Origin of the sequence: Mesorhizobium sp. M5C.F.Ca.IN.020.32.2.1 (genome assembly GCF_004023105.1) — a bacterium.
In the GTDB taxonomy this organism is placed as follows: Bacteria; Pseudomonadota; Alphaproteobacteria; order Rhizobiales; family Rhizobiaceae; genus Mesorhizobium; species Mesorhizobium wenxiniae.
In genome coordinates this window covers 1-674 of sequence record NZ_RZSX01001529.1, presented here as the reverse complement: position 1 = coordinate 674, position 674 = coordinate 1, and the positions used below count along the sequence as shown (strand labels likewise).

At 65.1% G+C, this 674-nt stretch carries 1 protein-coding gene; it reads left to right on the top strand.

What is annotated here, in order from left to right; all coding sequences use genetic code 11:
* Positions 1–37 precede the first annotated feature (37 nt).
* Positions 38–674 (top strand): multicopper oxidase domain-containing protein (locus EOA86_RS37235; protein WP_206630280.1); only part of this gene is annotated, 637 nt, incomplete at its 3' end.

The window sequence follows — 674 nt, the reverse complement described above, 5'->3', positions numbered from 1 at the left end:
CGCGCCCGCTGGCGGGCGAGTGGTGCTGGGTCCCGCCATGCGCGCTGATCTGATCCTCGACATGACGGGCAAGCCCGGCAGCCGGGTTTCGATCTCTGACCGGTTCTACGAAGGACTGGGATATAAGCTCGTCGAACTCGTCTATGACGACACCCCGCTTCGCGAACGCGCGCCCGACTGGCCGCTGGCCCTGCCGGCCAATTCGCTGCCGGAGCCGGACCTCGAGACGGCGTCCCGCAACGAAGTCGTCTTCGCCGGCGGCATGATGGGCGAGATGGTGGCGCAGGACATGGGTGAAAGCATGGGCCCGGTCGCGCCGGGGGGCATGATGCGCGACATGAATTCGATGATGGGAATGATGCAGGCGATGAACTCCAGCACCGCCTGGTTCATCAACGGCGTCGCCGCCGACGAGGCCAGCCACGACATGAAGCCGGCACTGACTCTCGAGCGGAACAAGAGCCACGTCATCGCCATGGCCAACGCGACTGCGTGGCACCACCCGATCCACCTGCACGGCCATTCGTTCCGCGTGATTTCCCGCAACGGCCAACCCACCCGCAACCGCGAATGGCAGGACACGGTGCTCATCTCGCCGCGCGAGAAGGTCGAGATCGCCTTCGTCGCCGACAATTCCGGCGACTGGATGTTCCACTGCCACGTTCTCGAACATC